The organism is Pseudomonas sp. RA_35y_Pfl2_P32, assembly GCF_963970735.1.
GTDB lineage: Bacteria > Pseudomonadota > Gammaproteobacteria > Pseudomonadales > Pseudomonadaceae > Aquipseudomonas.
The window spans coordinates 285824-309380 of sequence record NZ_CAXAQF010000001.1 but is presented as its reverse complement, the minus strand read 5'-3'; the positions used below and the strand labels follow the sequence as shown (position 1 = coordinate 309380).

Genomic DNA, 23557 nt, shown 5'->3' with positions numbered 1-23557 from the left:
GCCTGCGTCTTGGGCAACAGCGCAGCTCGATGTCATGCCGAGCGGACGTTGATCAGGTGATCCTGGCGCAACAGGCCTAGAATGGAACCACGGAGAATCGTTGTGACTCAAAGTGGATATGCACGGCATTGTCGCGAAACCGTTCGCCTCGATGCCTGCCCTTAAGGAGAGCCCTATGCCCTGGTATGCCTGGTTGATTCTGGTGGTTGCGATCGGATCGATCGTCGGTGGTCTGATGATGTTGCGTGACACCGCGAACAAGGTCGAGTTGACCGATGAGCAACGTAAACGCGTGGCTGAGCGTAACGCGGAAATGGACGCCAAGGACGCTCAGGATCGTTGACCCTGGCGCCGGCCGGGATCATGGAGCCCAGCATCCCGGCCGCCTCCCGCGCCTACTCCTGCCAATCTGCCTTGGCGATATGCAGCCCGTGCAACCCTTTGTACGCCGCCCGTTCAGGCTGACTCCAGCCTTGCAGCAAGTCATCGTCCAGGCGATAGATTTCCACCCCCAGTGGCCGGCAGACACTTAACGGATCCTGGGCATCCGGCCCCCACATCGCCAGCGACAAATCCCCTCCCGGGCACGTCGACAGCGCGCACAGCAGATCGATCTCGGCAAAGAATTCCAGGTAGTCGCCTTTGCGCGCCGGGCAAGCTTTCATGAAATACAGGTCATCGTGGTTAAGTCCTGTGCACTGGAAGATGTTCAGCACGTCGTGCACGTCGAACTCGGTCAAGCCATGGGGCAGCACCGCACGGGTCAGGTTGGAGTGACAGTGGTGGTGAAAGTCTTCGCCGGTGAGCATTTTGTTCACGTAGGGATCGCAGCGTGTGCCCAGCAAGTCATGCAGGCGACCGCCGTGTTCGTCGATTCCGTAGTCGGCTAGGCTATCGTCGGTGATGGTCACCAGTGGCCTGAGAAACGGCAGGTTTGACCAGAGCCGATCATGGGTGCTGACATGGGCCCCCTGTAGCTGCCGGGTCCTCGCCGCCCACAAGCGCTCGCGCGGATCGTGGGCATTCCAGACGTTAAAATCCCCCACCTGCGGGCCGACAGGCGTGGTCACCCGAAACACATGACCGGCGGGAACGTGCCAGGCGCGACCGGTACGAATGGGGACCTCGAACTGCTCGATCAGCGTGCGCCCACCCGGGGTATCGCGGATTCGCTGGTAAAAGGCGGTATCGACCTGCAGTGCTGAACCCTTACTGACCTGATAGGCCGCGGGATAGTCTTTGTACATGGCGTGATTCCTCGATCAGTGGTGCGAGCCGGAGTTGAATACCTCGAGCAGTTGCTGCTCGGAGTCGTCCAGGTAAGCGCTCAAGGCTTGGAGAGCGGCCGGTCGGTCGTTCTCGATCAGTCGCTGATAAATCAGTCGGTCACGCGCCAGCCACGGCGCCTGGAACCTGGATTCATCCGGCGCAGCGCTGAACACCAGGCGCAACTGCGCAACGACGTTAGTAAAGAACTCGTCGAACAACGGACTGCCCAGCCGTCCGACAATCCGTTGGTGAAAGCGCAGGCTATGGGTACCGACGGCTCGCCAGTCCTCGCGATCACGGGCCAGTTGCGCAGCCTCGATGGCCTCGCGCATGAGGGCCGATTGCGGCTCCCGCAGCGGCCGACTGGCGGTGATCCCCTGCAGCTCCAGGGTGCGGCGGACCCGGAACAAGTCCCGCACCTGATCTGCGCCGGGCTGGCGAACCATCACCCCCTTGTGCCGCACGTAGCGGACCAGGCCTTCCTGGCCCAGGCGATGCAAGGCTTCGCGAATGGTGTTGCGCGAGGCGCTGTAAGCCAGCACCAGGTCCGCCTCGATCAACGCCTGGCCCGGCAGCAGGCGTCCGCCAATAATGTCGGCGCGCAGTTCCAATGTGATGTGGTCAGCCAGGGAGAGGCCTTCACTCATACTCGTCACCTCGGGATTGTTGAACAATCGTCGGGAAGTGAGTAATCACTATTCGTGCCAGTTGATGAGTGCATGAAGGGGGAATCTGGACGTATCTGCATGCTTTTTAGAAGTAGAAGTACAGTCACCATTCCATTTAGCTTGGTTAATATGGCGCATTGCCGTGGAGATCAACGATGCGCTACTCGCAGGACCATAAAGCCCAGACCCATCAGCGCATCATCAAGGAAGCAGCTGCACGCTTTCGCCGCGACGGAATCGGTGCCACTGGCCTGCAACCCCTGATGAAAGCCCTGGGACTGACCCATGGCGGTTTTTACTCGCACTTCAAGTCCAAGGACGAACTGGTCGAAAAGGCCCTGCAAGCGGCAGGTGAGGAAGTCAGCGAGCGTTGTGCAGCGCTGTTCGCGCAAGAGCATCCCCTCCCGGCCTTTATTGACACCTACTTGTCCGAGTGGCACAAAACCTCCCCCCACGAGGGCTGTCCCCTGCCCACCATGTCGTCTGAACTGGGTTTGCGCGGACAGGCCAGCCCTACCAGCGATGCCGTGCTCAATGCGCGCTTGCAGCAGGTCGAGCACGCCCTGGGTACCGAGGAGGCGGCTGACCAGAGCCTGATCATCATGTCGACCCTGGTCGGCGCCCTTCTGTTGTCTCGCAGCGTCGAAAGCCCGGATTTGGCCCAGCGAGTTCTCGACGTCACGCGTGAGCACCTGAAAAAGCTGGTGGAGTAACGACCTGCCCTACTTGTAGCGAGCGGCGGCTGCATTTCTCGACAGGTTCGGCGCCAAGACGTGACGCGCGGTAACAAACGCATCCCAGTCTGCGGCATCAGGTAGCGAAGGAATGCTGATCAATTCCCCTTGGTCAAAACCCGACAAGGCGGCGTCAACCATCTCCCCTGCTTCCATGACCATCTCTGCCGGTATGGCGCTGGCGTCCATTCCGGAGCGTTCCCAGATTTCGGTACGCGTCACCCCGGGCAGCACCGCCTGGACTTGCACCCCGGTTCCACTGAGCTCGGCGTTGAGCGATTGGCTCAGGCTCAACACGTAGGCCTTGCTCGCACTGTAGGTGGCGTTGAAACGCTCGGGGATCAGGGCGACCACCGAGGCCAGGTTGATAATCGCCCCGCGCCCCGCCGCCGAGAAGCTCGCCGCGGCTGCCGAGGCCAAACGTGTGACGGCGACCACATTGAGTTGAATCATCCGCTCCAGTTGGTCCAGGTCGGCACCTGCCAAGGGCCCCTCCGCCGCCACCCCTGCGTTGTTCAGGAGCAGGCTGATGCGGGGGTCAGTACGCAGGCGCTGTTCGACAGTGACCAGGTCAGCCTTGAGCGTCAGATCGGCCTTCAGCACTTCAACGTCAATGCCATGCTCAGCCCGCAAACGGGATGCCGCGCTTTGCAGTCGTGGCTCATCACGCGCCACCAGTAACAAATCGAAACCACGCGCCGCCAAACGCTCGGCATAGATCGCACCAATACCGGAAGACGCCCCCGTGACGAGCGCCTTGCCGTTGGACTGAACAGAACTCATGGCTGTACTCCTGGAAGATGCCGCAAGAAAATTGATCGCCAGGCTCAGGGCTGCTGAGACAGGCGGCGAATCAATTATAGTCATTATCCAATCGCAATATTACAGGCGTAATTTTTCGTTTCCGACAAAGGGTCAGCCCCTTCTTTTACCTGCCAATCTCCAGTCGCGCAGACAAAAAAGGCCGGTCTATGACCGGCCTCAGTGCGGGGCGCTCGGGTATCAGTTTACTTCCAGGCGGTCGCGGTTTTTGTCCAGAAGCGTCTTGCCGATGCCCTTGACCTCCAACAACTCATCCACCGAAGCGAACGAACCGTTACTGTCACGGTAGGCCACAATGGCCTTGGCTTTGGCCTCTCCGATTCCGGAGAGGTCTCGCTGCAAGGTCGCTACATCGGCTTTGTTCAGATTCACCCTGGCCGCTATCTCTGGAGATGCCATCGGCATCGTTGCAGGAGCAGGAGCGATTTCGGGCTTAGTGGCGGGGGCAGCGATTGCTGCAACTGAGACACTGGTCAACAGGGCGAAAACCAGAGAGGGGAAGTAGCCTGTACGCATAAGTGACGCTCCATGACTTTGTTGAGAGAGAAGCAGCTTTTCCAAAGCTGCCTCCCAAACCTAGGTCATGGTGGGTTTCTGTCAAAAATGTGTGCGTTGCAGAGTATGTAGCATCAGGGCTCAAGGCGTCGTTGCTGGTAGATCCAGTCGACGATCTCACCATCTGGGGTATAGCCGCTGACGGTTTCGCGCAGCAGTTGGCGAACGCGCGCGTAATCGTCCTGTTCTACGGCACTGAGTAACTCGTTGAGTTTTACCTTGAGTACATCCCAAGGCATATGATCCTCATTGGCGCTCATGATCATCGGGTGTTGGGTGGCGGACACGTTGTCGCCGATCAGCAACTCCTCGTAAAGTTTTTCGCCAGGACGCAACCCCGTGAACTCGATGGAAATATCACCGTGCCGGTTTTTTTCTGAGCGAACACTCAAGCCGGAGAGGTGAATCATCTTCTCGGCCAACTCGACGATTTTTACCGGTTCGCCCATGTCCAGAACAAACACATCGCCGCCCTGCCCCATGGAGCCGGCCTGAATCACCAGTTGCGCGGCTTCTGGAATCGTCATGAAGTAGCGAGTGATCTTCGGATGGGTAACGGTCAATGGACCGCCGGACTTGATCTGCTTGTGGAACAGCGGAATGACCGAGCCGGAAGATCCCAGGACATTGCCAAACCGGACCATGGTGAAGCGCGTGTTATTAACTCGCGACACATTATCCGAGTCACCAAAGAGTACTGGTGCAACCTCACGGCTCAGTGCCTGCAGCGTCAGTTCGGCAAGGCGTTTGGTGCTGCCCATGACATTGGTCGGACGCACGGCCTTATCGGTGGAGATCAGCACAAAGTTGGCAACCCCTGCTTGCAGGGCGGCCTGGGCGGTGTTGAGGGTGCCGATCACATTGTTCAGAACGCCTTCGGCTATGTTGTGCTCGACCATTGGCACGTGTTTATAGGCGGCGGCATGGTAGACCGTATCAACGCGCCAGGTTTTCATCACATCCAGCAGCTTGTCCGAATTGCGCACAGATCCGAGAATGGGTAACAGACGAACCGGCAAGGATTCGCGGGCGATGCGCTGCTCCAGTTCAGACAAAATACTGTAGAGATTAAACTCTCCGTGATCGAACAGTAAAAGTGTCGTTGGCTGCAACGCCAGGATTTGCCGGCATAGCTCTGAACCGATGGAACCACCGGCCCCGGTGACAAGAACCGACTGCCCCTTGATGCAATGCTCAAGCAACTCTTCCTGAGCTGGCACAGAGTCGCGCCCCAGCAAGTCGGCGATATCGACTTCCTGAATATCATCGACTTTGACTCTGCCACTCGCCAGATCCATAAAGCCCGGCACGCTTCGAACATGCAATGGGAAGCCCTCGAGGAATGTGAGGATCTCCCGGCGGCGGCCTCTGTTCGACGATGGAATGGCCAGCAGAATCTCCTGCGCTCCCGTGACATCGATCATGCGCTGAATATGCTTGGGCTTATAGACATGCAGGCCTGAGATAACACGCTCGGCAATACCATTGTCGTCGTCGATAAACGCCACCGGCCGCATGACTCGCCCCATGCGCAATGCGGCTACCAGTTGGTTTCCCGCAGCACCCGCGCCATAGACCGCGACCCTGGGCAGACCATCATCCCGGCTGGCAAAGGGCACATGCTGAACGGCGGTGAACCAATCCCCCAGAAAATACTGGCGCATGGCCAAACGTAAGCCGCCGATCATGATCAGGCTCAACCACCAGTAGTTGAAGATGATCGACCGGGGGACGATACTCTGATGGTTGCTGTACCAGTAAACGATGACTCCCAGGAACAGCGAAGACAAGCTGACGGCCTTGATAATGGCGATCAGCGCATCGTTGCCGAAATAGCGCATCACCGCCCGATACATGCCAAAACGGATGAACAGCGGTATTGCAACAATGGGTGCCATCAGGAAAAGCCAGGAATGGACAATAAATGGATTCACCATTTCATCGATGCCCAGGCGAACGACAAACGCCAACCATAGGGCAGCCCACACCAGAACAACGTCAGCCGAAACCTGTACCAGTCGCTTCTGGCGGCGTGGCAGCCCTAACAAAAAGGCTCGTAACCTATCCATAAACGGTTCAAACACCTTGTCCTGCTCCTAAACTGGATATGACGCGATCATTGTAGCTTTCTGAACAAAGCCATCACCTGAAAAGCTCAACTGGAAGATCCGCAAGCGGGTCGCTCGAGTTGTCCGGCGTGGAATTTCACAGCAAGAATGACCAATGGGATGTAGGCAATCACCAACCCCACAACACCATCAAGCCCCCAGAAGGTTACGCACAAAGCGATGGGCAACAACCACAACAGATTAATTGCACCTACCGCCAGGGTGACAGGCAAGTGTTTGCCAAAACGACGAGAGGCGAACTGGTACGCGTGACTGCGGTGAGCCTCGTAGACTTTGTCGCCGCGAATCAATCGACGCATTAAGGTAAATGTCGCGTCAACGATAAAAACGCCCAAAAGAATCAGCCACGCCCACAATAGAGCTGATGACTCCCAGGCCGCCTGCAGAGACAATACACCCAAGGCAATGCCCAGAAAGCCACTCCCGGCATCGCCCATAAATATACGTGCCGGTGGGAAGTTCCAGTACAGGAAGCCTAGAACCGCCATGGCCAGAATCAGCGGCCCCCATATCAGGGTGGGCGTACCGTTGAGCCAATAAAGCAGACAGGCACCCAGGCACACACACAGCGCTTCTACGCTGGCAATACCGTCGATGCCATCCATGAAGTTGTAAAGATTGAGCACCCAGACCAGATAAATGGCCGCAAGAACATGGCCGAACCAGTGCAGGTCCAGGCTCAAGCCAAAAAATACGATCGGAGGCAAACCTCCCAACCATGCCAAGGCCCATATAGCGGCACTGAAATGCCCGAGCAAGCGCCAGCGTGCCGCGATATGACCGTGGTCATCCATGAAACCAATCACGGCGACCAAAGCGCCTGCGCCACCTACAGCGATCAGTTGCGTCCATGGGACCAAGCCGATCGCACCAAGGATGGGAAGCGCAGCCAGAAAGGCAACGACTATCGCGACGCCCCCACCACGAGGGGTTGGAATGGAGTGAGAACTTCGCGCATTGGGAATATCGATAATGCTTCGACTTAGCGCATAGCGACGCAACGCTGCCGTCAGCACCAGGGAAAGTACGGCAATTGCCGGAATCAACCACAAATAAATCATTATTATTGATGTTCCTTAAAGTGTAACGCAGTGGCCGTCAGTGCCTGATCAACACTGATTGGCGGCGTCCATCCCAGAAGCGTACGAGTCTTTGTAATATCGACCTGTAACGATCCGCAGAGTCGCTGGGAAAGCGCTTTTTTCCCCAATAATGTAGCTCCAGTCTCAAGTATCCAGCTCGGCACCGGAAGCAGTCGAGCCGGTTTTTGCAGCGCGTTAGCCATCTTGCTCAGCAAAGCTGTAGTGGACAGGTCATCGCCGTCACTGACCAGAAAAGTCTGGTTGGCCGCTGCTGGGTGACTGATACACGTCAGTACCAGATCTACCAGGTTATCCAGCGCAACCAGGCTTCGGCGGTTATGAATGGCACCAAAAGGCAGGGGTATGCCCTTGCTCAGCCAGCGCATCATGTTCAGGAAGTTGGCCTTGACGCCTGGCCCATAGACCAGGACAGGACGGATGATCACAACTTCCATACCGGTCTGCGCTGCCAATTGACGAAGCCCTTGCTCCGCTTCCATCTTCGAGATGCCATAAGGATCGGCGGGAGCGGGAACATCATCAGCGGTGTACGCGGTACCAGGCTTCGTCCCTTCACCATTGACTTTGATCGAGCTGATAAAGATGAAACGCTTGACCCCAGCGGCGACTGCTTGGCGAGCAAGGCTCAAGGTCCCATCTACGTTAACTTTTCGAAACTCTGCCAGTGGATCACATGCGCCATCATCCATTACATGAACCCGTGCCGCACAATGTACGATCACCTGCACTCCCTGCAGGGCTATGTTCCCCATCAAGCCCTCATCGGGCATCAAAACCGGAGAGACATTGAAGGGTAAATGGGCGCCTCGCGACCGAACAAGCCCCAACAGTGCTGTATCGCTTGACTCCACTAAACGCTTAAGGACACCCGAACCAACAAATCCGGAAGCGCCTGTAACCAGAACTGTTCTCTCCGAATTCAAGGCGTACGCTCCAATTTGGAATAGATATCCAGGTGCTGCTTTACAATTTTGTCGATTGAAAACTCACTTTCAGCCAGCATCCGCCCAGCATGCCCCATCTTTTGACGCATTCCAGAATCATTTAAGAGCACTTCTATAGCATCAGCCAATGCTAGCGCATTCCGCACGGGGACCAATAAACCGGTAATACCAGGCTCAATCGCATCGCGACAGCCAGGCACATCCGTCGTCACCACCGCCCTACCGCAGGCAGCGGCCTCCACAAGCACCCGCGGCAGCCCTTCACGGTACGAGGGAAGAGTTACTATATGAGCCTCTCTGAACAGGTTCGCGATATCCTTTCGAAAACCGGGCAACTCTATGAAGCCCTCCTGTCGCCAGCTCTCAAGCTCATCGACGGTTATCGTCGCTGGGTTTCCAAGGTCTAGATCACCAACCAGCTGAAACCGAGCGTTCACTCCTCGCTGACGCAGAATTCCAACGGCCTCGACGAACTCCAGGACGCCTTTATCTCGAAGAAGCCGTGCAGCCAGACAAACAACCGGAATGCCGCTAGCTTCCGGGACCTCCGTATAAGAAGCCAAATCGACTCCGGATCCGCGGATCATCTCAACCTTCACAGGCTCCAGCGCGCCCATGCCAACTAGTACATCGCGATCGTCAGGATTTTGAAATATAACCCGTAGGTTTTTCTTCCCCAGTGCAAAGCGATACAAGGACCTGATTACTCGCCGTAATATCGTGGCCTTCAATCCCTTAGCTAGAAAAACAAAACCAAGGCCGGATACAGCTGCAACTACGCCCTTTACCGGTGCCAACCTCGCCGCAATACCGCCATAAAGCACCGGTTTGATCGTCACCAAATGCAAAACATCGGGTTTGAGACGCCAGAGCAATCGCCAAATCGAGACTAGAGATACAAGTTCACCAAAAATATTTTTCCCGCTGCGAGATAGTGGCAACTCATGATGAACAAACCCAAAATCGCGTATCTGTTCCACTGCAGGACCTGGCATCGAGGCAATCTGTACCTCATAACCCGCTTTTTTTGCGCCTTGTGCGACAGCTAGGCGGTGCGAAAGAAAAAATGCAGCGTCATTCACAACAATTAATAAGAGGGAGTTCATGCCTGCTCACTCAACCATGCTTGAAACATAAGCACATTCCACAAATGGTGCTGCCAATTCCGTCGACCTGACAAATGCTCATCCCACATCTGACGAATAGGAGCGGGATGAAAGTAACCTTCCTGGCGAAGTCGACTCGCGTCAATCAATGACTCCGCCCACTCACGCAACGGCCCACGTAGCCAGCTATCGAGTGGTACACCAAAGCCTTGCTTCGGACGTTCTATCAACGCCTTCGGAACATGACGATACAAGACCTCCCGCAACAGCCACTTACCTTGCCCATTACGGATCTTGAAATCGAGCGGCATACGCCAAGACAGTTCGACGATACGGTGATTGATCATAGGTACGCGCGTTTCAATGGAAGCGGCCATCGCGGCACGGTCAACCTTAACCAAAACATCATCGGTCATGTATGTCTGAGCATCCATGGCCATCATCCAGTGCTCAAAACTGTCCGTCTTAGGCCAGGCCGCTGGATCCGTGAGCAAAGTTAGAGGCTCTATTGCTCCAATGACAATACTGGCGGGATCTTTCCAGTGACTAGTCAATTGATGGAAGAAGGCATGATTATCTGAAAGGGCAAGGACATCCGCGAGTTTCTGTGCCTTGTCACCCGGTGACGCGATGTGTAACCGCTTCGGTAAGATGGGACTAACCCGCTTGTACAGACTGTCCCACGTCGATGGTGAAAGTGATCGCAACACATGAGCCGCCACATGGCGAGCAGGTTTCGGCAAACGACCCATCTGCTCCCAAACTTTTCGTGCAGTCAAATAGCGGTTATACCCGCCGAACAGCTCATCACCACCATCACCGCTGAGCACAACCTTCACTTGTTCACTCGCCATCTTACTCACCAAAAATGTCGCGATTTGGGAGCTGTCGGCAAATGGCTCGCAGTACATCGTCGGTAATTGAGGAACCACATTAAGTGCGTCCTCTGGGCGAACATACAACTCGGTGTGCTCCGTGCCAAGATGACGAGCAACTTCCTTCGCATGCACGGCTTCGTCGTAACCGTGCTCGTCGAAACCAATCGTGAATGTGCGGACCGGTTGTTTACTTTGTTCCTGCATCAAAGCAACTACAGCACTACTATCCACACCACCGCTCAAGAAAGCCCCTAGCGGAACATCAGCCAACATTTGCTCACCAATACTGCTGCGAAGCTCTTGCTCAAGAAGGTCCACAGCCTGCGACGCACTTCCTTTAAATGGATTGGCGAGACCTTTCTGCACCGCTGTATTTATTTCCCAATATGCTTGAGGCACAGACTGCTTGGCAGCATCGATGTTACCTAAAGGTAATGTTATGTAGTGACCGGGCGAAAGCTTTGAGATGCCTTTATAAATACTGTAAGGGGCAGGTATATAGCTATGCCGCAGCAATAGCGCCAACGAATTGCGATCAACTTCCGCTTCAAACTGAGGATCACGCTTAAGGGCCTTGAGTTCTGAACCAAACAGTAGCGCTTCACCATGCCAACCATAATAAAGTGGCTTTTCTCCCATACGGTCACGTGCGAGGGTAAGTAGTTGCTTCTCGCAATCCCACAATGCAATGGCAAACATCCCGACAGTAGCTTCGAGCGTTTTTTCTATACCCCATGCAGCAAAACAAGCCAGCAGGATTTCGGTATCCGCATGCCCGCGCCACGCAGGGGCCTTACCATCAGCCTCGAGCATCTCACGTAATTTTAGATGGTTATAAATTTCCCCATTGAATACGATCGTATAGCGCCCATTAGCTGAATGCATGGGCTGGTGACCTGCGGGTGTCAAATCCAGGATCGATAGACGACGGTGGCCCAACGCCAACCCAATGCCTTCATCCACCCAACTTCCTGAGTCATCAGGACCACGATGAATGAGTGCGTTATTCATGCTGGTGATTATACTTTGCAATTCATGTTTTCTTTTGCAACTAAAAACACCAGTTAAACCACACATCACCGAGATTCCTTATTCAAATTGACATATATCGCCAACAAAAACCTAAACAGACTCGCAAGTTATGCAAGGATTGAAACGCTATCCGAGCTCATACAATGAATCTCAGCCGACCTGTCTCAATACCAGTTAAGCATAAACCTCGCCACCTACAAAAAGCATAAAAACAGACCAACTTATAACTTAGCGGAGCTTCCGTCAACGATCCCACTAAATATTTTATATAGCGCCTCAACCTGAACGTGAACAGTGTATTTATTCTCCACCGCAGCTCGCCCAGCCCGGCCATAGTGCAATCGCTGATCTGAATTGCCCAAAAGCCTCCTAAAAGCGGACTCCCACTCCACCAAGCTGTCGGCTAATATCCCGCATCGGTTTCCATCGACAATCTCGACATTTACGCCCACTGGAGAAGCGACAACGGGAACACCGGAAGCCATGTACTGAACTAGTTTATAGCCACACTTGCCCTTTTCCCAAGGACCATCAACCAACGGCATGATGCCGACATCCAGTTGTCGAATGAAGTCGACCTCACCTTCCTCTGACCAGGGCAGAACTTCTACGGGAATCCCTGGCAACTCCTCAACAATCTGGGGCGTCGCCCCCATCAGCAAAACGCGAGCTCCAAATTCATCGCACGCACTGAGGAGCGCCTGCCGGATCGCCACAACGTATTTTTGTGTCGAAGGTGAGCCAATCCAACCAATAACTAATGATTCACAAGTAGTATCACGCTTGGTTAAATACCGGTCTTTATCGACTACAGTGGGAACCACCACAACGTCTTTGGCACCTGCCGCTTTCGCACGACTGGCCAGGTAATCGTTTCCGGCAATCACGCATTGAGCGTTGCGCATTACAACATCGATTTTTCGACCCAGGGTTTTGCGAATTAACGAATGTGAAGAAAGATCATAGTTATGAAATATCGCATCATCATAATCCACGACATAGGGCGGTGCAAAAACTCTTAGCAGCCTCTCTACTGTAGCTGGAAAGAAAGGGAACACCTCTTTTTCTATCCAGATAATATCGTACTGTCGAACCGTGAGAATGGTAAAAAAACGCATCAAATAACAATACATTGAACGAAGAACAGGACGCCTACCAGAACTGTATAAACAGTTTAGGTAATCATCATCGAACAAACTTTTAACTACCACTTCAACGCCGCTTTTCTCAAGAAAGGGAATATATTGAAGACAGCGAAGACGACTACTTGCACCCTGTCGAGAATATTTTGACAAAAATAAAATTTTCATGACCAGCCATATCTCATTCAAAAAGCCAACGTGCAAACCGCATCGCGCCAAAATGCTTCTCGAGGCACTCTCAACAATCTGAAACTAGTGTTCATCCCGACTCTTGAAAATCCACCCAGGCAACCAACTAATAAGAAGGCCATAGGCAACCCAGGTTTCTTTTATTGACGATAACGAACCACGTAAAATTGAAATCGCGGTACGCGAAAGTGGCTCAAGTAACAACGTACTTAAAAGAACTAAAGTTGCCCCAAAAAAACCAAAATACTTATATGAATAAATTATTTTGCTACGCTGCGAGTAAAACAGACGCCTCGCCTTAACTTGATCGGAGGTCCCTCCGCCTTTATGGTAGGCTTGGACACTGCTCAAAAACTCTACTCTCCAACCGAGCGCCTTAACTCTTCGCGATAAATCAAGATCTTCCAAGTACACGAAAAATCTCTCATCAAAGCCTTGCAACCGGTCGAAAATCTCCCGCCGAATAAGATAAAAGGCTCCTATCACGTGATCTACAGAACGATCGCTTTCATGATCCCACTCCCTCATAAAGTGACCAAGCTTGGGAATGAAGTGGTCAAGACCTACCGTGTGCGCAAGAAAACCTGTGACCGTTGGAAACCTGGTGCAACTACGTGAAATTTCACCGAGTTCGTCTTTCAGTTGTACCCCGCAGACACCAACATCCTGGGTGTCTGGGCGCTCCATGTAGTCAAGGAGAGATTGTAGCGATGCTGGATAGACGGCCGCGTCCGGGTTGAGAAAAAGAATATACTTCGCATTTCCATGCCGCGCACCCAAATTACAAGCCTTACCAAATCCTAGATTGCTGCCTGCCTCGATTAACTGAACGGCCTTCAACGGTAGTAGCTGCTTTTCCGAACCATCCGTCGACCCATTATCTACGACGATGATTCGCGCTAGATCACTATCACTGCCACGGGCTATTGAAGACACACACTCTAAAACTTGGCTGCCAGAGTTCCAGTTCACTATCACTACATCAATCTTATGACTCACTTTTAACACCCATGCCCTTTTCAGTGCTGCCAAAGCCAACCAGCAAGGCTAAAAACACCCAAAAACTGGTAATATACTGCTGAGTAAAATGCGGGTCCTCAACCATTAACGCCGCCATAATAATTAAAAACCCAAAGAAAACTTTTCGATCACGACGAAATACCGTACGCCCTACGAAAAAAAAGAAACATAGAGTAACCAGAACCGCTGCGAGCGATTGTTCGATTAACGCGGTCATCCAAAAATTATGGGCAGTCAGTTCAAAATAAAACAATGATGAATAGTAGCCAATTGGTTCAAAAGGGTTATCCGCCAGATAATCAATTTTCTCCATCATCGTTTGCAACCTTCCATTCCCGGTCACCAACAGATCAACATCCGTCCTGGACGAAACAAACGTGTCAAAACCGGTCAAATCCCAACCAACGAAAATGACCATATATGCAAAAAAAGCAGCCAGTAAAAAACCTGAGATAGCACCAATCACAATAAGTTGGCGCAGTTTAAACACGACAAAAAATAACAAAAACAACAACAACATATTTGATCTTGAAAACGTCAGGCAAATACCTATACAGATAAGACAAAACATCAGAAAATCAGACTTCCGACGCTCGTCCAAAACCAGGTAAGTCACCGCCGAGAGCAGTAAAACCTGCGCAATTGTATTACTTGCGCCCCATGGCAGAGACATTGCTCCTCCAACATACCGTTCCAGAATCACCTGCTCAATGCCAAGTTCCAGGGATCTAAAGATAAAATTAACAATGAAATACAATGCCAATATTGCGCCTGAGCATATTAATATTCTAGCAAGCATCTGAACTGACAATCGTCGACTTAGCACACTGCAGATCAACCCTAAGTAAAGGACAAAACCAATAACGTTAAAGATGGCCCTTACCGACGATTGAAATGGGCTAAAAGAAAAGACTGTCATGACAAGAATCAACGTTATGTAGAGGAATGGAAAAACAAAAAATCTCCAGTCCACATTAACAAAAAATCGACGTATTACCGGAATGAAGGCTAGCATTGAAGCAATAAAAAAAGGTGTGCCGAAACTTAGCACGCCACCATCTTCAGGGGCGGTGCTAAATGCAAGCAAGATCATGCCAAAGACGAAAAAAATGAGATATTTTGGCAGCGCAATCTTTAACACACCTTCACCGCTTAAATTTAGTAAAATAGAAGAGCCCCAACGAATCAAAAATAACTCGAAGAGTCCATGCTAATGCCGCACCTACAACACCATAATACGTAATAAGTACATACAGAGCCCCTACAAACATAGGCAACTCAATTAGGTGCAGAATGGCCGTTTCTTTTGATCTTCCGGACGCATGCAAAAAAGAGTAGTACATGGAACCAATAGCATTGAAAAACACACCTACGCAAAGAACTCGCCCCACCCAAGTAGACTCATCCGAGACATATTGCCCGACCCAAAGCTTCAATACATAGGGCATTAAAATAGCAATGCAGCCCATTACGCAGAACATGATTATCGATACTTTTACCAGCCACCGATTAAAGGCATGGTGCGCTTTATTTATATCTTCTTGCAGGTAATTAGCAATCACTGGAAACGCTACCGTAGTAATTGCCCCAACCAAGATCAACGCCTGCACCGTTATTTCATAAGGGATAACATAAGCGGTTACTGCCGCCGCCGATATTAGCGTCCCGACAAAAAAACGATCGGCCTGAACTAAAAACGGACTAATAATGCTACTGACTGTAACCCACCCTCCAAACCTAAGGAGTTTGTTAGCTTGATCTTTAGTAAACTTACCGACGCCAGCTGCTCCATCCGAAAGGCACTGGTACGCAAACTTCCGATACATGAACAATGCTATCCCTCGGGAAAGCACCAACGTACCGATCAACCAGTACAACTGATTAGTGAACTGCGCCACTAAGAAGGGTGCACCAAAATTTGCCGCACCTAGAGCAATACGCAAGAAGCTAATATTTTTAAAATTAAGATAAGCCTCGTTCACGCCGCGATAAGTAGCACTGATTGCCTGCATCGGAATCGCGAGCGCCAGTAACAGCAGAGATATCAAAACCTCCGAAATAGTAACAGTTTGCCGCGGTACAAAATTATATCCACCTAGACAACTTCCTAGCACGATCAAAACAAAACCTACTGTACCTATGAGGGTAGTTATTCGAACTGCCGTGCTAATAACATCGGGGATTTCATTTTCACTGTCTCTCCCTCGTAGGGATGCGAGCCTTAGCGTAACTGCACGACCGATCCCCAGATCGAGTGCCCCCGCGTATCCAATCAATCCCCATGCGAGCGCCAGAAAGCCAAATCGCTCAGTGCCAATAACCGAGATCAAGCCTGGAACCGTCAGAGCAGCTATTAGCAGCGGCAAGCCAAGACCTAGGAGATTCCAAAATATATTCTTATATTGCACTGCAACCTCGTATGACTACATTACGCACCGACCCCATAGCCATGCTGAGCATTGTCAGTTTATGCAAACATGGATAAATATACATCAACCGAGGACACTCAATTAGTTACAAAATAATAAACGGCGTAGTCAAAAAATCTATTCGACATCAACTCATCAATGACAAATACCAAGGCATTGCCTTATCAACTCCCGCATAGATATCAAACTCGGGCGCATAACCTAGTATTGTTTTTGCTTTGCTAATATCGGCTTGGGAGTGACGAACATCACCTGCTCGAAACTCGCGATAAACTGGCTCTTTCGCGTAGATCACCCCATGTTTCGATAGACTTTTCTTAAGAGCATCAAACAACTGATTCAAATCAGTTCGCCCGCTGACAGCCACGTTATACACTTGATTCAGCGCAGATTCATCTACAGCAGTTGCAGCCAGCAAGTTCATCTGCACTGTATTTTCAATAAAGCAAAAATCACGACTGGTTTGACCATCACCATTAATAAAGACATCGTCACCCTGTATCATAGCTGACGTCCACTTTGGTATCACCGCAGCATAAGCACCTTCGGGGTCCTGACGTTTGCCAAAAACATTAAAGTATCGAAGGCCTATGGTTTTGAAGCCATAACTGCGAGCAAAAACATCAGCATAAAGTTCATTGACATACTTCGTTACTGCGTAGGGAGAGAGCGGGTTACCAATTACCGCCTCCACTTTTGGAAGAGCCGGATGATCACCATAAGTCGAGCTACTGGCCGCATAAGTAAAGCTCTTTACTTTTGCGTCCCGGGCCGCGACCAACATATTGAGAAAGCCATCAACATTGGTACTATTTGTTGCAATAGGATCATTAAGCGATCTTGGCACCGAACCGAGCGCTGCCTGATGCAAGACATAGTCCACATCCTTACAAGCACTTTGGCAATCTTCAAGTTTGCGAATATCGCCGTTTATAAAACGAAAGCGACTCCACTGCACAGCACTCACCAGACCTTGCACTTCATCGAGATTACGCTGATGACCGGTTGCAAAGTTATCCAACCCTACTACATGCTGATCGAGTTTAAGCAATGTTTCCAATAGGTTGGAGCCAATGAAACCTGCTACCCCAGTGACAAGCCAGGTTTTCGAGTCTGTAGGAAGCGTTTTCTTCAAGGATTCGTAAAAAGTCATATTTAGGATTCTTGTATGAATGTTGTCTGATGAAATCCAGCCGAATAAAGACAGGATTCACGTTGACCACGGCTTTAGATAAAGTCTGACGCGGTCAACGACTTTTGAAGCCATCCTTGGCTGAGCTAAAAACGCTTATTGGATCATAGATCAGACCGTCCCTGTATGAAATCCCAGGCCGCACCCCAAGCGACAAGATCATCGTACGATTCCGATGAGTGGGGGAGCCCGCCCACATCAGTGTAGAGCAACGTTAGAAACGTAGAATTTCTCGGCGAGAGAATTTGATAAACCTGTGGCACATATGCCATCACCTCTTGCTGGCTGCGGGCCCGACCAGACTCGACCCCAGAGCATCAATGTGCAATTTCAGCACGAAAGCCCACACCAAACGACTACCTTACCCTTTCGGATAATACGAGTCGATCTAGCAGCGCTCACGGCGCAGCTGATTAAATTTGCAAGCGTACTCAGCATCGGCAAAGGACATCTGATTCATTGAGGTTCAACCGCCCAGTTCGTGGTAGGCGCGTTTTTCATCAAACCTGATATTTTTCAGTAGGTCCTTAGAGGCGAATGTCAGACTCCGCAGCGCTCAGCAAGTACTTCAGGTCGTATAAGATATGCTCTGCTTTCCCGAACTGACGGATTTTTGCAGCCCCCATGCTGCGAAATTCATTATGAGCAACCGCCAAAACAATACCATCATAAGAGCCTACGACCGGCTCCGTAATAGGTGTAACTCCGTATTCATGTTGCGCTTCGGCAACACTTACCCATGGATCGTAGATATCAACCGCAATATTGTAGTCAGCCAGTTCAGAGACGATATCCACAATTCGGGTGTTACGCAGATCAGGGCAATTTTCCTTAAACGTAAGCCCCATCAAAAGAACACGAGCGCCATCAACTTGAATGCGGCGCTTGAGCATCGCCTTGACAAGCTGAGAAACAACATAAGCGCCCATGCCATCGTTCAAACGACGGCCTGCCAGGATAATTTCTGGATGATAGCCAATCGCCTGCGCCTTATGGGTAAGATAATAAGGGTCAACGCCAATGCAATGTCCCCCAACCAAACCTGGACGAAACGGCAAAAAGTTCCACTTGGTACCCGCCGCCTGCAATACCGCCTCGGTATCTATTCCCATTTTATTGAAAATGATCGCCAGTTCGTTAATCAACGCAATATTCAGGTCACGTTGTGTATTCTCAATAACCTTGGCAGCCTCAGCCACTCTAATACTACTGGCTTTGTGCGTACCAGCCGTAATGATCTGGTTATAAAGTTCATCTACCAGGTCCGCTACTTCTGGCGTCGAACCTGAGGTTACCTTCTTAATGGTGGTGACACGGTGCTCTTTATCGCCCGGATTAATACGCTCCGGGCTATAGCCTGCGAAAAAATCGACATTGAATTTCAGGCCAGAAACCTTTTCCAGCACGGGGACACAATCTTCCTCGGTTGCACCGGGATATACCGTGGACTCGTAGATTACAATGTCACCTTTTTTTAAAACTTTTCCGATAGTTTCCGAGGCCTTTATGAGCGGAGTCAAATCCGGCTGATTATACTGATCGATCGGCGTCGGAACCGTAACAACAAATGCATTGCACAGTCTCAGATCTTCAAGGTTAGCGCCGAATTTTAAAAGGGCAGCTTGTTTAAGCTCATCATCACTGACTTCAAGTGTAGAGTCATGTCCCGCCTTAAGTGCATCAATACGACTCTGGTTTATGTCGAACCCGACAACACTACGAATTTTACCGAATTCAACCGCCAGCGGCAGGCCAACATAACCAAGACCAACAACGGCAAGTTTTATGTTTTCTAGTTTATGCATAAGTAAACGCCTGCTTAATCGGATTAAAATAAATATGACTGTAATACGTCTGTCGCCAACGATCATGACGCACTATACGACCCCAGTTTATCGTTGGTTTCATGAGATACCATGCTGACATGTCAAAACACCACGAAATATCTTTCAAAATGTTCATTCAAAATCCAGCTAGATCCGCAAACGGCAAGCTTGGCTTTCGCCGGATCCAATCGAATGCCCAGAGAGAAGATCAGAGTTTTCGTCCTTGGGACCCTCCAAGGAAAATCGTGGATTAGGTAAACACACTCATTTAAACTTAAACTGGAAACAGTGCATCGCTAAAAAATCAGATCTTGCGGGAGCCCATTTCTAGCCTATCAGAGCAACTAATTCAAACTACTCATTATCGATCACTCACCAGGCGCAGTTCAGTACTGCGACGATACAGCGTTCTGAACAATGCTACGAAAACACCAATCACACCACCCAGCAACATCGCGACAACCAACACCAATGCTTTTTTCGGTTTGACTGGCTTATCTGGTGCCTCAATAGGGCCATCGATGCGAAAAACTGCGACGTCAGCCGGCTTGACAGACAAATCCTTATAGAAGGAGTATTTCATCTGCAAATCCCTAAGATTCTTTATGAAAGGGTCGTCTAACTTTCGCTCTTCAATATTTTTTATTTCGGCCTGAAGTGCCTTACTACCACGAATATAAGTCAGCTCACCACCCATATTCGCTGACACCTCGCCTGACAAGTTCCCGCTAATGATTGGAGGCTTTTCCAAACCAATGGCTTCAGCAATACGGAGCGCTTCGCGCAACTGTATAACAAGATCTTCGCGAACATGTTCACCATTTTCACGCAACGCACTAATCTGCTGCGCAAGATTTCGTGCACGGACTTCCGCCTCTCTATTGACGTTCTCTACCACCTCTCCCACAGCTAAGATCCTTGCCTTGTCTACATAGGCCTTTGCCCACTCTACAGCTTTGGCAGGATCATTGCTTTGCATCGCCAACAGGAAGCGATCCGGAGAGTTTTTGTCTACAAGCGCAATCGTCAAACTCTTGGAAAATCGCTCGTAGAGCCCATCTTGAGAACCCCTACGTTCAGCTTCATTGAGGGACGGGAGATAGTACTCTTCAAAAAAATCTCGACGCAGTGACTCCGCCTGAAGATTACGCAAGAAAACCTCATACACGTACTTCACGCTGTAAGGTGTCAACTCCGACTCATTGGTTCGACCATAGTTCAGGTCGGCAATATCTTTTTGGGTCGGCGGAATGACAAAAGCCTTTGCCTCATAGACAGGCTTACTGAGAAAAGCATAAGCTCCACCAACTAAAGCAAATAACGTAATAATAGTTAAGATCAGCCACTTTTGTTGCCATAGCCCTTGGATGACCTCAATCAGGTCAACGTCGTCATTAGGCCTAGGCTCAGCATGGTTGTTGCGCATTTATCGCGGTTCCCTTCTTAGATTCCAATCAAGATTTAGATTGGGAGTAGTTCACTTATTAGTTTACGCGTAAAGTTGGCCGCCACCCGACTTTGCTATCGGCATTCAAACGCCGATTCAGTGAGACCACCCTTACTGGGACGGCGAATCCAGCAGCTTTTCAAGATACTGTCCGTAACCCGTCTTCTTAAGCTCTTTAGCTTGAGCGCTCAGTTGCTCAGCAGTGATCCAGCCGCTGTTGTAAGCAATCTCCTCCAGGCAAGCCACTTTCAGCCCCTGGCGCTTCTCAATGGTATGCACAAAGTGACTAGCCTCAAGCAGCGAATCGTGAGTACCCGTGTCCAACCAGGCAAAGCCGCGACCGAGCATTTCAACGTTGAGCGTCTGGCGCTCGAGATACACAAGGTTCACGTCGGTTATTTCCAACTCGCCACGCGAGGACGGCTTGATATTCTTGGCAATTTCGACCACATCGTTGTCGTAGAAGTAAAGGCCCGTCACTGCATAGTTAGATTTTGGTTTTAGTGGCTTCTCTTCAATACTCAGCGCGCGACCGGATTTATCGAATTCGACAACACCGAAACGTTCTGGATCTGACACATGGTAGCCGAACACAGTAGCGCCCTGCTGTTGAGTGCTGGCGGAATACAAATTATCTGAGAAGTGCTGACCATAGAAAATATTGTCACCCAAAATCAGGCAGCAAGGGTCCTTGCCAATAAACTCTTCACCAATTATGAAGGCCTGTGCCAAGCCATCCGGACTAGGCTGCTCGGCGTAACTCAACTTGATGCCATACAAGCTACCGTCACCGAGTAACTTGCGAAAGCACGGTAAGTCTTCCGGTGTCGAGATAATCAGGATCTCACGCATCCCAGCAAGCATCAGCACCGACAGCGGATAGAAGATCATTGGTTTATCGTAGATCGGTAGCATCTGCTTGGACACCCCGAGGGTCAACGGGTGCAGACGCGTGCCCGAGCCGCCAGCGAGGATGATGCCTTTACGGTTTATAGTGGTCATTTGTTTAAAACTTCCCTAAGCATTCGGGTTACACCACTTTGCCAATCCGGTAAGTGTAGAGAAAAATTCTCACACAGCTTCTGAGTATTCAATCGAGAGTTCAGAGGGCGGCGTGCAGCGGTTGGATAGGCGCTGGACTCGATCGGATTGATCGACGTCACTGCGAGTTGCTCACCTTGGGCCCGAACGAGCTCGATGACATGAGTGGCATAACCGTGCCAAGACACCTCACCACTGGCGGCCAGGTGATAAAGGCCGGACAACTCAGGGCGCTCCTGGACTTTCGCTATGGCCAGAGCGGTGATATCTGCGATCAGATCTGCACCCGTGGGCGCGCCAACCTGGTCGGCAATAACGCTCAAGGTTTCGCGTTCGTGCGCCAGGCGCAGCATCGTTTTGGCGAAGTTGTTGCCTCGAGCGCCATAAACCCAACTGGTGCGAAAGATCAGATGCTTGCAACCAGAGTCCGTGATGGCCCGCTCGCCCGCAAGTTTGCTGACACCGTAGTGATTGACCGGAGCAACGGTGTCGGTTTCTTTCCAGGGCATAGCGCCCTGCCCACTGAAGACATAGTCCGTGGAGTAGTGAATCAACCACGCGTTTAGCGCCGCAGCCTCTTGCGCCATCACTTCAGTTGCCTGACCGTTCACACGATCAGCCAACTCAGTTTCGGACTCAGCTTTGTCAACTGCCGTATAGGCAGCAGCATTGACAATGACGTCAGGCCCGAGCAGACGAATCGTCCTACGCAGCTCACTGAGGTTGGAGAGATCACCACACAGACCGTCAACGGTATGACGATCGAGAGCGACCAATTCGCCCAGAGGCGCGAGAGAGCGTTGCAGCTCCCAGCCCACCTGGCCGTTTTTTCCCAAGAGTAGGATCTTCATGATTTATTCGAGCGACCGGCGTAGTTCTGGTCAATCCACTGTTGGTAGCTACCGCTTTTTACGTGCTCTACCCATTGTGTGTTACTGAGATACCACTCAACCGTTTTGCGGATACCGCTGTCGAAGGTTTCTTCGGGTACCCAGCCGAGCTCACGCTGGATTTTGCTAGCGTCAATCGCGTAGCGCTGATCGTGGCCCGGGCGGTCCTGAACGTAAGTGATCAGGTTGGCATGCGGACGATGAACGGAGTCCGGGCGCAACTCATCGAGCAGCGCGCACAGAGTGTGCACAACCTCGATGTTTTGCTTTTCGTTGTGGCCTCCGATGTTGTACGTCTCGCCGATAACTCCTTCGGTCACGACTTTGTACAGTGCCCGCGCATGATCTTCGACATAGAGCCAGTCACGCACCTGGTCACCTTTGCCATACACCGGCAACGCCTTGCCTTCCAATGCATTGAGAATAATCAGCGGAATCAGTTTCTCGGGGAAGTGGCACGGCCCATAGTTGTTCGAGCAGTTAGTAACCAGGGTCGGCAGGCCGTAAGTCCGGGCCCAGGCGCGAACCAGGTGATCAGAGCTGGCCTTGCTGGCCGAGTACGGCGAGCTTGGCTGATAGGGCGTGGTTTCGGTGAAGAGATCTTCCGGACCCTCAAGGTCTCCGTAAACTTCGTCGGTCGAAATATGGTGGAATCGGAAACTGGCTTTTCGCGCATCGTCCAGCGTCGCCCAGTACTGACGCGCGGCCTCAAGCAGCGTGTAGGTGCCAATGATATTGGTCTGGATGAACTCGGATGGGCCGCTGATCGAGCGATCAACATGGGATTCCGCAGCCAGGTGCATGATGGCATCCGGCTGGTGCTCACGCAGGACACGTTCGACCTGCTCGCGATCACAAATATCGACGCGCTCAAACACGTAGCGGGCGTTTTGGCTGACTTCAGCCAAAGACTCGAGATTGCCCGCATAAGTGAGCTTATCGAGGTTAACGACGGCGTCATTCGTGTTGGAGATGATATGGCGAATGACTGCCGAACCGATAAATCCTGCACCGCCAGTTACTAAAATTTTCACGCGAAAACGTACCTTTGAGTTGCAGACAGCGTCGCCAACCGAACCACCGTCTAATCCATGAATGCATCAGCCGAGTCTTTTGCCAAGCTTAGCCTGACTGATGTGAA

Annotated in this window: 21 protein-coding genes; 2 read left to right on the top strand and 19 right to left on the bottom strand. The window is 51.3% G+C overall.

Features of this window, described 5'->3' with window-relative positions; all coding sequences use genetic code 11:
- The first annotated feature begins 175 nt into the window (after positions 1 to 175).
- The gene (locus tag AACY45_RS01475) at positions 176 to 343 is read left to right on the top strand and encodes a DUF2897 family protein (protein ID WP_071554261.1); all 168 of its coding nucleotides are present in this window, start codon (positions 176 to 178) and stop codon (positions 341 to 343) included.
- 52 nt (positions 344 to 395) lie between these two features.
- Here AACY45_RS01475 and AACY45_RS01470 read toward each other — a convergent pair whose 3' ends face one another.
- The gene (locus AACY45_RS01470) at positions 396 to 1247 is read right to left on the bottom strand and encodes an urea carboxylase-associated family protein (protein WP_339543811.1); all 852 of its coding nucleotides are present in this window, start codon (positions 1245 to 1247) and stop codon (positions 396 to 398) included.
- A gap of 15 nt (positions 1248 to 1262) precedes the next feature.
- Positions 1263 to 1916 carry a GntR family transcriptional regulator gene (locus AACY45_RS01465; RefSeq protein ID WP_339543810.1) on the bottom strand — a complete coding sequence of 218 codons (654 nt, stop codon included), beginning with the start codon at positions 1914 to 1916 and terminating at the stop codon, positions 1263 to 1265.
- A gap of 176 nt (positions 1917 to 2092) precedes the next feature.
- Between AACY45_RS01465 and AACY45_RS01460 the strand changes: the two genes are divergently transcribed.
- Entirely contained in the window at positions 2093 to 2650 is a 558-nt protein-coding gene (locus AACY45_RS01460; RefSeq protein ID WP_339543809.1) for a TetR/AcrR family transcriptional regulator, read from the top strand.
- 9 nt (positions 2651 to 2659) lie between these two features.
- Here AACY45_RS01460 and AACY45_RS01455 read toward each other — a convergent pair whose 3' ends face one another.
- The 17 genes from AACY45_RS01455 to rfbB all read right to left on the bottom strand — a co-directional run bounded on the left by AACY45_RS01455 (position 2660) and on the right by rfbB (position 23450).
- A complete protein-coding gene (locus tag AACY45_RS01455) occupies positions 2660 to 3454 on the bottom strand; it encodes an SDR family NAD(P)-dependent oxidoreductase (protein WP_339543808.1) in 795 nt (264 codons plus the stop codon).
- Between the two features lie 219 nt (positions 3455 to 3673).
- Positions 3674 to 4009 (bottom strand): ComEA family DNA-binding protein, encoded by a 336-nt coding sequence (locus AACY45_RS01450; RefSeq protein ID WP_339543807.1) that lies wholly within the window; start codon positions 4007 to 4009, stop codon positions 3674 to 3676.
- Positions 4010 to 4122: 113 nt separating this feature from the next.
- Entirely contained in the window at positions 4123 to 6117 is a 1995-nt protein-coding gene (locus tag AACY45_RS01445) for a polysaccharide biosynthesis protein (RefSeq protein ID WP_339543919.1), read from the bottom strand.
- Positions 6118 to 6203: 86 nt separating this feature from the next.
- On the bottom strand, positions 6204 to 7238 hold the full coding sequence (locus AACY45_RS01440; protein WP_339543806.1) for an MraY family glycosyltransferase: 1035 nt from the start codon (positions 7236 to 7238) through the stop codon (positions 6204 to 6206).
- A 2-nt stretch (positions 7239 to 7240) separates the two neighbouring features.
- Complete coding sequence (locus tag AACY45_RS01435) at positions 7241 to 8203, bottom strand: UDP-glucose 4-epimerase family protein (RefSeq protein WP_339543805.1); 963 nt, start codon at positions 8201 to 8203, stop codon at positions 7241 to 7243.
- Positions 8200 to 9330: a glycosyltransferase family 4 protein gene (locus tag AACY45_RS01430; RefSeq protein WP_339543804.1), complete on the bottom strand. Its 1131-nt coding sequence runs from the start codon at positions 9328 to 9330 to the stop codon at positions 8200 to 8202. Before AACY45_RS01430 ends, AACY45_RS01435 begins: the two co-directional genes overlap by 4 nt.
- Positions 9327 to 11285, bottom strand: coding sequence for an asparagine synthase (glutamine-hydrolyzing) (gene asnB / locus AACY45_RS01425; RefSeq protein ID WP_339543803.1), 1959 nt, complete (start codon positions 11283 to 11285; stop codon positions 9327 to 9329). Before asnB ends, AACY45_RS01430 begins: the two co-directional genes overlap by 4 nt.
- Before the next feature lie 176 nt (positions 11286 to 11461).
- Complete coding sequence (locus AACY45_RS01420; protein WP_339543802.1) at positions 11462 to 12550, bottom strand: glycosyltransferase family 4 protein; 1089 nt, start codon at positions 12548 to 12550, stop codon at positions 11462 to 11464.
- Between the two features lie 84 nt (positions 12551 to 12634).
- Complete coding sequence (locus AACY45_RS01415; protein ID WP_339543801.1) at positions 12635 to 13570, bottom strand: glycosyltransferase family 2 protein; 936 nt, start codon at positions 13568 to 13570, stop codon at positions 12635 to 12637.
- Positions 13560 to 14780: a hypothetical protein gene (locus AACY45_RS01410; protein ID WP_339543800.1), complete on the bottom strand. Its 1221-nt coding sequence runs from the start codon at positions 14778 to 14780 to the stop codon at positions 13560 to 13562. Before AACY45_RS01410 ends, AACY45_RS01415 begins: the two co-directional genes overlap by 11 nt.
- On the bottom strand, positions 14737 to 15999 hold the full coding sequence (locus AACY45_RS01405) for a flippase (protein ID WP_339543799.1): 1263 nt from the start codon (positions 15997 to 15999) through the stop codon (positions 14737 to 14739). The genes AACY45_RS01410 and AACY45_RS01405 overlap by 44 nt, the downstream gene beginning before the upstream one ends.
- A gap of 148 nt (positions 16000 to 16147) precedes the next feature.
- The gene (locus tag AACY45_RS01400; RefSeq protein ID WP_339543798.1) at positions 16148 to 17173 is read right to left on the bottom strand and encodes an NAD-dependent epimerase/dehydratase family protein; all 1026 of its coding nucleotides are present in this window, start codon (positions 17171 to 17173) and stop codon (positions 16148 to 16150) included.
- A gap of 566 nt (positions 17174 to 17739) precedes the next feature.
- Positions 17740 to 19017 carry a Vi polysaccharide biosynthesis UDP-N-acetylglucosamine C-6 dehydrogenase TviB gene (gene tviB / locus AACY45_RS01395; RefSeq protein ID WP_339543797.1) on the bottom strand — a complete coding sequence of 426 codons (1278 nt, stop codon included), beginning with the start codon at positions 19015 to 19017 and terminating at the stop codon, positions 17740 to 17742.
- A 382-nt stretch (positions 19018 to 19399) separates the two neighbouring features.
- Positions 19400 to 20464, bottom strand: coding sequence for an LPS O-antigen chain length determinant protein WzzB (locus AACY45_RS01390; protein WP_339543796.1), 1065 nt, complete (start codon positions 20462 to 20464; stop codon positions 19400 to 19402).
- Between the two features lie 132 nt (positions 20465 to 20596).
- Positions 20597 to 21487, bottom strand: a complete 891-nt coding sequence (gene rfbA / locus AACY45_RS01385; protein ID WP_339543795.1) for a glucose-1-phosphate thymidylyltransferase RfbA — start codon at positions 21485 to 21487, stop codon at positions 20597 to 20599.
- Entirely contained in the window at positions 21484 to 22377 is an 894-nt protein-coding gene (gene rfbD / locus AACY45_RS01380) for a dTDP-4-dehydrorhamnose reductase (RefSeq protein ID WP_339543794.1), read from the bottom strand. Before rfbD ends, rfbA begins: the two co-directional genes overlap by 4 nt.
- Positions 22374 to 23450: a dTDP-glucose 4,6-dehydratase gene (gene rfbB / locus AACY45_RS01375; protein ID WP_339543793.1), complete on the bottom strand. Its 1077-nt coding sequence runs from the start codon at positions 23448 to 23450 to the stop codon at positions 22374 to 22376. The genes rfbD and rfbB overlap by 4 nt, the downstream gene beginning before the upstream one ends.
- Positions 23451 to 23557: the final 107 nt, after the last annotated feature.

Bases quoted from the DNA above. Each gene is read 5' to 3' on its own strand.
- AACY45_RS01400 (WP_339543798.1), bottom strand. From the start codon at position 17,173: ATGACTTTTTACGAATCCTTGAAGAAAACGCTTCCTACAGACTCGAAA.
- asnB (WP_339543803.1), bottom strand. From the start codon at position 11,285: ATGTGTGGTTTAACTGGTGTTTTTAGTTGCAAAAGAAAACATGAATTG.
- AACY45_RS01470 (WP_339543811.1), bottom strand. From the start codon at position 1,247: ATGTACAAAGACTATCCCGCGGCCTATCAGGTCAGTAAGGGTTCAGCA.
- AACY45_RS01455 (WP_339543808.1), bottom strand. From the start codon at position 3,454: ATGAGTTCTGTTCAGTCCAACGGCAAGGCGCTCGTCACGGGGGCGTCT.
- AACY45_RS01430 (WP_339543804.1), bottom strand. From the start codon at position 9,330: ATGAACTCCCTCTTATTAATTGTTGTGAATGACGCTGCATTTTTTCTT.
- AACY45_RS01465 (WP_339543810.1), bottom strand. From the start codon at position 1,916: ATGAGTGAAGGCCTCTCCCTGGCTGACCACATCACATTGGAACTGCGC.
- rfbA (WP_339543795.1), bottom strand. From the start codon at position 21,487: ATGACCACTATAAACCGTAAAGGCATCATCCTCGCTGGCGGCTCGGGC.
- AACY45_RS01445 (WP_339543919.1), bottom strand. From the start codon at position 6,117: ATGGATAGGTTACGAGCCTTTTTGTTAGGGCTGCCACGCCGCCAGAAG.
- AACY45_RS01475 (WP_071554261.1), top strand. From the start codon at position 176: ATGCCCTGGTATGCCTGGTTGATTCTGGTGGTTGCGATCGGATCGATC.
- AACY45_RS01460 (WP_339543809.1), top strand. From the start codon at position 2,093: ATGCGCTACTCGCAGGACCATAAAGCCCAGACCCATCAGCGCATCATC.
- AACY45_RS01450 (WP_339543807.1), bottom strand. From the start codon at position 4,009: ATGCGTACAGGCTACTTCCCCTCTCTGGTTTTCGCCCTGTTGACCAGT.
- tviB (WP_339543797.1), bottom strand. From the start codon at position 19,017: ATGCATAAACTAGAAAACATAAAACTTGCCGTTGTTGGTCTTGGTTAT.
- AACY45_RS01390 (WP_339543796.1), bottom strand. From the start codon at position 20,464: ATGCGCAACAACCATGCTGAGCCTAGGCCTAATGACGACGTTGACCTG.
- rfbD (WP_339543794.1), bottom strand. From the start codon at position 22,377: ATGAAGATCCTACTCTTGGGAAAAAACGGCCAGGTGGGCTGGGAGCTG.
- AACY45_RS01420 (WP_339543802.1), bottom strand. From the start codon at position 12,550: ATGAAAATTTTATTTTTGTCAAAATATTCTCGACAGGGTGCAAGTAGT.
- AACY45_RS01440 (WP_339543806.1), bottom strand. From the start codon at position 7,238: ATGATTTATTTGTGGTTGATTCCGGCAATTGCCGTACTTTCCCTGGTG.